General features: G+C 39.3%; 8 protein-coding genes. 4 read left to right on the top strand and 4 right to left on the bottom strand.

The genetic code is table 11. From position 1 onward, the window contains the following. The first annotated feature begins 89 nt into the window (after positions 1–89). Positions 90–668, top strand: a complete 579-nt coding sequence (locus tag N477_RS14000) for a hypothetical protein (protein WP_063363590.1) — start codon at positions 90–92, stop codon at positions 666–668. A gap of 1 nt (position 669) precedes the next feature. Here N477_RS14000 and N477_RS13995 read toward each other — a convergent pair whose 3' ends face one another. Then, positions 670–1,275: a TetR/AcrR family transcriptional regulator gene (locus N477_RS13995; RefSeq protein WP_063363589.1), complete on the bottom strand. Its 606-nt coding sequence runs from the start codon at positions 1,273–1,275 to the stop codon at positions 670–672. A gap of 130 nt (positions 1,276–1,405) precedes the next feature. Here N477_RS13995 and N477_RS13990 point away from each other — a divergent pair, with 130 nt between their 5' ends. Continuing rightward, entirely contained in the window at positions 1,406–2,383 is a 978-nt protein-coding gene (locus N477_RS13990; RefSeq protein ID WP_081216587.1) for a haloalkane dehalogenase, read from the top strand. A gap of 213 nt (positions 2,384–2,596) precedes the next feature. Here N477_RS13990 and N477_RS13985 read toward each other — a convergent pair whose 3' ends face one another. After that, positions 2,597–3,106: a hypothetical protein gene (locus N477_RS13985; protein WP_155731898.1), complete on the bottom strand. Its 510-nt coding sequence runs from the start codon at positions 3,104–3,106 to the stop codon at positions 2,597–2,599. Positions 3,107–3,551: 445 nt separating this feature from the next. On the opposite strand from N477_RS13985, the gene N477_RS13980 reads away from it, so the two are divergent. Both N477_RS13980 and N477_RS13975 read left to right on the top strand, forming a co-directional pair. Continuing rightward, on the top strand, positions 3,552–4,145 hold the full coding sequence (locus N477_RS13980; RefSeq protein WP_063363587.1) for a GIN domain-containing protein: 594 nt from the start codon (positions 3,552–3,554) through the stop codon (positions 4,143–4,145). A gap of 22 nt (positions 4,146–4,167) precedes the next feature. Further along, positions 4,168–5,424 carry an amidohydrolase family protein gene (locus N477_RS13975; protein ID WP_063363586.1) on the top strand — a complete coding sequence of 419 codons (1,257 nt, stop codon included), beginning with the start codon at positions 4,168–4,170 and terminating at the stop codon, positions 5,422–5,424. Positions 5,425–5,812: 388 nt separating this feature from the next. Here the strand turns inward: N477_RS13975 and N477_RS13970 are convergent, their stop codons facing one another. Further along, positions 5,813–6,448, bottom strand: coding sequence for a hypothetical protein (locus tag N477_RS13970; protein ID WP_063363585.1), 636 nt, complete (start codon positions 6,446–6,448; stop codon positions 5,813–5,815). Between the two features lie 255 nt (positions 6,449–6,703). After that, the gene (locus N477_RS13965) at positions 6,704–8,053 is read right to left on the bottom strand and encodes a TonB family protein (protein ID WP_063363584.1); all 1,350 of its coding nucleotides are present in this window, start codon (positions 8,051–8,053) and stop codon (positions 6,704–6,706) included. Positions 8,054–8,195 lie beyond the last annotated feature (142 nt).

Raw genomic sequence — 8,195 nt, 5'->3', positions numbered from 1 at the left:
GCCTATTTGATCAACAAGGCCATTATTTGTTGCAATTAGCTAATTAAAAGTGCAGTGTAAGAGTACGCTTTTAACGTAATGGTGTACTTATGAAAAGAATAAAATGTGTTATCGCGTTATTGAGCATAGTGCTAATTAGTGGTTGTGCTTCGCCTAGTATAGAGCTGAGCAATCAGATATCCAGTGAAAATGGTATTGTATGGGGCAGTATGGCGTATGAGGGCAATTACGCTGATTATCAGGTCCATTTTAAAAATATTAAAACTGGGAAAAAGCATTTTATATCCTTAAGCACGAGTGTGAATGAAGCGGGCCTTTTCTCTATTGAACTCCCTGTAGGAAGTTATATGTTCACAGGGTGGCAGGTAAGTCAGCAGTTCATATCGGTTAATAAAATGGGCGAAACTGACCATAGCTTCATAAGCAAATCAGGCAAGTCTACTTATTTAGGTCAGATACACTTTTCAGCGCGGGACATCACAGAGTCAAAACAACCGGACATCGAAGCGTCTTTGCGTAATCGTTATGCATTAGATATGAAGCATTGGCAAGCCTCTTTTGCGGACTTGGGCCTGCCAATACAAGGTGAACATTACGTCGCAGCACAGAGCACTTTGTGCCAATATTGTAATCTTACAGTGACATATACGCCCGCCCAAATACGGTAAGTTAAGTCATATTGTAATCGGTATTATAAACTCCAAGGCTTTGCAGCGAGAGTCGAGTGGAAGACCAAAGCTGCTCATAGTCTTTTATAAACTTGCCAGACACGTTGATCCCAATAAGCAAATTTAAGAGCGCCAATGCCTTTTGGTCAATGTCATTATCGCTGAAATTTCCGTGCATGTTTGCTGCATTTAGAAGACGTTTGAATCGAGTTAATACTGCATCTACGCTACTTGATAATGGAGGGGAAAGAATGTCATTGCTGCCCACGAGCTCAATAATACTGTTGATCATCAAGCATCCTTTTGCTTCTTTGTCTGTCACTCTCGCAACGCAAATATTCTGAAAGACAGTACAAATTTCTTTCAAGATATCACTTTGCTCATTAATTTGGTCAAAGGCACAAAAAGGAGAGTGAATATAGTAGCGCTTGAGGACTTCAATAAAGAGAGATTCCATTGAGCCAAAGGAATGGTAGAAGCTAGAGCGAGTAATACCTAACATTTCTGATACTGCTTTTACGGAGCAGTTTTGATATCCCTGACTCCAAATTAAATGCATGACCGAATCAACTGCTTGGTCACGGTTAAATGCCTTATTTCTACCCATAATCCCTCCATGTACAACTTGAAATTTATTGTACACCAGTGGACAAATAAAAACTAACTCATATATTGTACACATGTGTACATTACTTGTTTTTAGTAAAACCAATAACAAAGGTTAAAGGAGATATAAGATGATAAAACGGTTTTTTTTAGTGCTATTAATGTATTTGAGTTGCACAAATGGGCTCCAAGCATATTCAGCAAGTGATAAGTTACCAGCTCCTGTCATTGATGAAACACTGCAGATTGAGCGTAAAAGTGTAGACGTAAAGCATTCTTTTATGTCTTACTTAGAGCTGGGGGAAGGTAAAGCTGTAGTTTTCGTGCATGGTAACCCGACGTCGTCTTACTTGTGGCGCAACGTTATGCCTTATGTTGCAAAGTCTCACCAGGCTGTGGCGGTAGATTTAATTGGTATGGGGCATTCAGGAAAGCCAGACATAGAGTATAACTTTAAACAGCAATTTCGTTATTTCAGCCGCTTTATTGATGAGCTAGAACTTGATGAAATTATTTTAGTTGGGCATGACTGGGGCGCGGCTATTGCGTGGCATTATGCTCGTAAAAATCCAGAGCGGGTCGCAGCATTGGCATTTATGGAAGGGGCTTTGCCACCTCTCATGCCTGCTGATAGCTTTGATGCGTTGGGGCTAAATATGGGGCCTTTTTTTGAAGCGATTAATGACCCTGTAATTGGTCACCAACTTGTTATTGAACAAAATATCCTAATTGAGCAAATGCTACCGTCTTTGGTAAATAGAACTCTGGGTGAAGAAGCGATGTTAGCGTACCGCGCGCCTTATGTTGATAAAGCTGACAGAAAACCTTTACTTGCATGGCCCAGACAAATACCTATCGCAGGCTCCCCTCGTCATACTCACAGAGTCATGAAAGGGATCGAACGATTTATGTCAAAAACGGATATGCCAGTTTTATTACTTTATGCATCTCCTGGTTCAATTACTCCTAACGCATTGATCCCTTGGTATGTCGAGCGAATTGAAAATATTGAAACCGCTTATGTAGGGGTTGGTTTGCATTATATTCAAGAAGATCAGCCCAAGAGTATTGGCCTTGCTCTTGCCGATTGGTTAAGAAGGCTTGATTAGAATCATTGATTAATAGCTTATTTGTGCAGCTACGATGCTGCACAACTATGTCGCATAGTAAGTGGGTTTAGGTATGCGAATAAGTGTTAGCAGTGTCTACTCGCTATTTATTTATAGGGCTTACTTAAATTGGGTATCCGACTCGGGGAACAAAAGCCGTCGTTAACTTAAAAAGCTAAAAACAACGCCTTTGACCCCATTGACTAACATTGATTAGTGAAGGTCAATCGTTGTATTAAGTACGCTGTAGTCTTTCGCAATCTGGATATAATGCGTCTGGTGTTGGCCTATTACAGAAAGTAAAAAACCTTGTAATCGATAGTCGTATAGTACCAAGTCATCAAACTCTACAAAAATTGACCAATTTGGAGACTTATTCGATATCAAACTGATGCTATACAGTGAGTTATCTTTTCTGACATCAATTTTTGAGACTCGAAACCCTTCCAAGTTAAGCCGATGAGATTCATCTGTAAAAGAAAATGGCGTGTTCAAGATTGTTTTATTGATCACTATCGATTTTAAGTCACTGCGCGACTTATGCTTTACATAAATTGTATCAGGCTGCTTAGTGAGTGCTGAAGAGGTTGCTATCAAGTCTTTGAGTAAATCAGTTTGGGTTTTAGAAAGGGAATTGTCTTGCACATGAACAACACCAGCAAAGGCAGAGCTCATGAACAGGGCAAGGCCAGCAAACATAATGCATTTAATTAATCGAATCATCTATCATTACAAATTTTAAAAACCGCAAGCGTATTGTTTTCAATGTATAGCGACAAGTGGATATTAATACAAAAAAAGCCTTCATTAGAGCATTAAGTTATTAATATAAAACTTTTATAAATTTTATATGTCATACTGGGTTTTAAGGGGAAATATAAACTGATATTGAATGCTTGCTTTTTGTCAATAGCGGTCATTGGGAAAATAAAAATCAACGAATCTGGTTTGGTTAATTATCTTAGTTGAAATCAGTATCGTAAAATGCATTAAATTCTGCACTAAAGCACAGTATGTTTGGCACCTTTCTAAATCACCTCTCCAATTCATAAACTACTCAATTTTGTAGATAAATGACAAATGTCATGTTTGTTCATGACATTTGTCCATTACTTACATCTAGCGCTTTTTTAATAATGCTCACACCAATAAAGTGCTAGAGGCTAATATGAATCATTCACTAACTATTGTTTTAATTTTATTTACCACTATTTTGTCAGGTTGTGCCAACTTTACCTGTCAGCAGGAAATAAGAGAAGTCAAAGATTTTGAGAGTATTATTGTTGGTGGACTTGCTGATGTCTTTATCACTCAATCTGAGCATCAGCAAGTCAGAGTATTCGCCCGAGGCATACCCATAGAAGATGTCATTACACACAGTGAAAATGGCACCTTAACCGTGACTACACAGGGCTACCACAGTGGTGAGTCGGTAAAAGTTTATGTGACATACAAACAATTAAAAAATATTAAAACCTCAGGTTCTGCCACTTTAACAGGCGAAAACCAATTAATTGCAGAACACGTCACTATTGTGACTACAGGGTCTGGCGATATAACAAGCTTATCTTTAGCAGCAAAGCAACTCAGTGTACAAATTAACGACACTGCCAACGCGAATCTTGTCGTTCAGGTAGAAAACTCAAACATAGAAATGAATGACGCTGGCGACCTTGATATTCAGGGAGTAGCTAACCATCAGCAACTGCGATCTAACGGCTCCAGAGGCACTTTGAACAACACCCAATTAAAACTTAACTAAGAGCAATTACCGGAGAAAAGTTATGAAGAAGTGTTTTACATATCTGTTCGTATTTTTAATTAGTTCTGGTTTAGCGTTGGTACTAGCGTATAACCACAACTTGTACACGTGGGAAAGCCCAAAACAAAATATGTGGATTCAAGGCGGCACTTTATTTGATGCCACCTCAGAGTTTGCAAGAAGTAACCCAGGAATATTAGTAACCGATGGTAAAATCGTTTGTCTTGGAGAAAGCTGCAATATTACAGAAAAAACCTTGGTCATTGACGCTACGGGAAAGTCAATTATGCCTGGCCTAATTGATCTACATGGCCACTTCTTTGGGGGGAAGGAGCAATCCAAACATGACAACATGCTAAATACAATTTGGGATCAACTTCGTTTTTTACCCAGTGTAAGACAAGACCTAATTCAAGCTGGCGTAACCAGTTATCGCTCTTTAGGAGACATAGCGCCAGCTATCTTTGATTTAAAAAAATCATTGTCTCAAGATAAGTTAGCAGGCCCTCGATTATTTATCGCGGGTCCAATTTTTACTGTTGCAGGTGGTCATCCCACTCAACGTAAAGATATTCCATCTTGGGTTTTAAAACAAATGACTTTTCAGTCAGATTCTCCACAGAAAATCACAGCAAAAATCGAACAGTTAATTTTACAGGGGATTGACGGTATTAAGGTTGTTTATCAAGGTCACACCGACAGCGTTAATGATATTGAAATGCCTCGAATGTCTCGGGAAACACTGGCTACTATTACTTCGCTCGCAGAAAAAAACGGCCTTTGGGTGGCGGCGCATACCGGTGGTCAAAACGAAACAATCGAAGCGATTAACGCTGGAGTGAGTAGTGTTGAACATGGTATTCGACATGGAAACATCATTCGCCAAGAGACGCTTGATGTTGTTGTTAACAATCAAGTGACTTATGTTCCTACGCTTGGTCGAGAGCCCAAGGGTCATTTAAATATCCCTCACCTCGCCCAATCTAATGTTATGTTAGGAATTGGCACTGACTCACCGGTAAAAGAACATGGTCAATATAGTTACCATATGGAGTTAAAGCGTTTAGTTGATGCGGGTTTTAGTGATACTCGAGCCATCATCGCCGCGACAAGAAATGGCGCAACTGCCCTTAAAAAGTCAAAGCAACTTGGGACCATTGAACAGGGAAAACTTGCTGATATCCTTATAATCAATGGTCGCCCATGGGATAAAATTAGTGATATAGAGAAAATCGACACCGTCATAATCAACGGCCGTATTGGTTATTCCATTAACTAAGTTGACAGAAACAGGCTTGTTATAATTGATTATATCTAACAGATTTTATAAACATACAGAACTATAAAAGCTTCAATTTGCCACAAACTATTCAACACAAGTAATTACTACCGAGTGAGGGCTTAGGCCCCTCTATTTGCATTACTTGTCATTTGCGGTGACTAAGGCGGATATTATAGGATTGAGCTGCGTTCATGACTACTCGTTTTATCGACGTCCGCTTTTTACTCTTTATCGAAGTTCAGCGATATGCCAGTTTGCGCCGTTAATTAAAGTTCGTCTAATCTAAAATACTAACAAAAAGCTGTCGTTCACCAAACTAGGTTATGGATAAGCAAGGATCACGAACTTATTCCCAATGTGTATGTTGTTAGTGCAAATTCGAACGTTAAATCCGTTTTATAAGTAGCTTAATACCTTCATGCTCTGTAATTTCAAAAAACGGTTTTTCATCACCTAAAGTAAACTCTCTGTATTTTATGAATGCTTTTTCTTCAAACCCCCATTTATTCTTAAAGATATGTTGAGAAACATTTCCAGTAGCTTCAGCTTGTGCATATTTGAATCCCTTATTCTTGGCCTCGTTAATGCACTTAGATATCAATTTGTCTACGACTCCTTTCCCTTTAAACCTATCGTCCATTGCGACAAACTTTATATTTAAATAAGTATTATTTGGTAAAGTTTCACCTTTAAAATAGCTATTATTGAGTGCTGTTATCAAAGTCGCAATTGGATTACTTGGCTCTTTGTCATCGGTATCAACTTTATTCAGGGTCTCGGCCAGATCTGAAGCCAAAATAGCGCCAATGACTTTGTTCGTTGTTAACTCTTTGGCTATAAACCCCAATCCGTTGTCTGCACAATGCTGTGTTAGACCCAAGATAAACTCAGAAAACTCTTTTGGTGGCGCATTATTTGCTCCAGCCAATGGCTCTCTTTCATTAAATGTAGCGACAACCAGTCTAGCTGTTTCGTGTATATTTTGACTATGAATATTGCCTACTGAAAAATTAAAATGCATAAATTAACATACTAGTATGAGGTTATCTTGTGCAAGAGTATAAATAGGCAAGATTCGTTTTTCCATGAGATTGAAACAAATAAGACCTCTACAGCAGGTTTTTCCTAAACTCTTTTGGGCAAGCGCGTGATGTTTTAAAGTTGGCATTCGACAAACTGGTGTTAATGTGCATTTATCAAGTTCGCAGCTTACTACCAGTCAGATAAAGCTCAACGCTAAACGTAAAACGCAGTTTCAAATATAAGCGTCTACAACCTAGAGTTGATCAAGGAACTGTTCAATCTGACTTGTATCCCATTGCCTTTTTTGTGCTTGTTTAAATGCGTTTTGAGCGATTTCAATCGACTTTGTTGTGTCAGTGCTTTGGGTGAGTTTTGCTTGTAATAAAAGTACCTCAGGGTCACTTTCATCTTGCTCAAGTGCCATCTCGATCCAATGGGTTAGGCTTTCTCCTTCACTTGGGTGTTTGTATAAATGCAAACTCAGCGCTTTTGCTGCTCTTTTATCGTTAGGTGCTGAGCGTTTAAACCATTTGGTTGCCTCATAAGGGGCAAATAATTGGCTATGTTTATCACCGTACAAAGTGGCTAATTTGTACTGGGCTGGAGAAAAATGCAGGGCACTGCGTTTTAGCCAGTTTAACGCCACATCAAACTGTGTTTTGTCATGTGAGTTTGTGAGTAGCTCAACGGCGAGTTTGTACTGCGCAATAGGCAAGTTATTTTTTGCAGCGGCAAGTAGTATAGTTAAATAGTCATTATCGTCTCGCCAGTGGTATTTCAGTAATCGACTGGCGTTGTATTCGTTAGAGCTTAACCAGTTTGCGATGTAATACTGTACAAGCGCGTTACCTTGCTCGGCTGCATCAATATGGCGCCTGATCTGAGCTTTATAATCTTGCTGCTGAAACGCCAAAGTCCGCTTGTATTCTTTACCCTTATAGGTTGTGAAGTGATAAATCAGCGAGTGATTTTTTTTGGCTTTGCCGGGCTTGTAGCGCCAAACTTTAACTGCGTTAATTAAAGATGAAGCGAAGATATTCTTAGGGTAATCATCAATCACAACGATGTTTTTAACAACACCGGTTGTATCAATATCAAACTCAAGCCAAACCCAGCCTTCTATCCCTTGTCTTGCGGCTTGCTCTGGATAATCAGGTTGCTTATCAAAAGTTCGTTCGGATGAGGGAGACTGTGTGCTTGTTTTGCTGAAGTCAGGCTGGTACTTCTCACTTAAGTATTGATAGCCAAATAGGCTTTTTCTTTGTTGCAGTGCTTGCTCTAGCACTTGCTTGTCTGCATATTGAGATGAAATTAAATGTGCTGTTTTGAGTGCTTCTGCAATGCCGTATTCGGCAGCGATTGCAAACCAAGCATGGGAAATTGACAGGTTTTTTTCAGTGCCTTGGCCATGGAGGGACATCACGGCTAAGTTATAAATGGCGTCGCCGTTACCGAGTTGGGCCAGTTGATAAAATTCGTCATAGGCTTTGACGTAGTTTTGTTGCTGGTAATAATGTGTCGCAGTAAAAAGATCCGCACGACTGCTTGTTGAGAACAGCGCCAAAATTAAAATGATTAGTTCAATAGGCCTGACATGCTTCATGCTGATTAAAGTGGCACCTTGTGATAATTACCCAACCTACATCAGGCGTTATGTTACGTATTTACTATATTAATTTATGTACCTAAATGACCGATTCTACAGCTTTTACAAACAATTACCATATCTCATAGTACAAGGTGTT

It is taken from the genome of Pseudoalteromonas luteoviolacea H33-S (assembly GCF_001625695.1).
GTDB classification, from domain to species: Bacteria; Pseudomonadota; Gammaproteobacteria; order Enterobacterales; family Alteromonadaceae; genus Pseudoalteromonas; species Pseudoalteromonas luteoviolacea_B.
Note: the sequence above shows the minus strand (reverse complement) of the source record. Positions and strands in the feature narration are given on the sequence as shown.